Origin of the sequence: Streptomyces bambusae, assembly GCF_019400985.1 — a bacterium.
GTDB classification, from domain to species: Bacteria; Actinomycetota; Actinomycetes; order Streptomycetales; family Streptomycetaceae; genus Streptomyces; species Streptomyces bambusae_A.
On the sequence record NZ_WTFF01000730.1, the window covers coordinates 1 to 633 of the forward strand.

The following is a 633-nucleotide window of genomic DNA, read 5'->3' on the forward strand; positions in this document are numbered from 1 at the left end:
GCGCCCCGTAAGCCGGCCGCCGCCGACCCGGGGGCGTTCGCCCGCCGGCTGGCAGGTGCCGACGCCGACACGCGCCGGCGCCTGCTGTCGGACCTGGTGCGCGACCGGACCGGGGCGGTCCTCGGCCACGGCACGGCCGCGCAGATCCCGGCGGAGCGCTCCTTCCGCGAGCTCGGCCTGGACTCGCTCGCCGCCATCGAGCTGCGCAACCGGCTCGGCGCCGAGACCGGACTGCGGCTCTCCCCGACGCTGGTCTTCGACCACCCGAGCCCCGCGGCGGTCGCTGCCCACCTGGACCGTGAACTGGCCCCGGCCGCCGACCAGCCCGACCGCACCGCCGTACGCCGGATCGACGAGCTGGCCGCCGGCCTGCGCGCAGCCGAGCCCGACCCGGTCACCGCCCGGTACGTCGAGGAGCGCCTGCGCGCCCTGCTCGCCGAACTCGGCGGCAGGCAGCGGCAGTCGGCGGCTCCGGCCAGCGATGTGGACGACGTCTCCGACGAAGAGCTGTTCGACATCCTGAACGGAGAGATCGGCCTCTGAAGCCCCGCCCGCCAGCCGGTCGCTCCGGCCGCCCGGCCCCCGCCGCCCGCAGCCTGCCGCCCGCCGAACTGCCGCTGCCCGTCCGCCGAC

General features: G+C 77.9%; 1 protein-coding gene. It reads left to right on the plus strand.

From position 1 onward, the window contains the following. Positions 1 to 543, plus strand: a 543-nt coding sequence (locus GPJ59_RS36765; protein WP_219672415.1) for an acyl carrier protein, incomplete at its 5' end; no start/stop codon positions are given. Positions 544 to 633 lie beyond the last annotated feature (90 nt).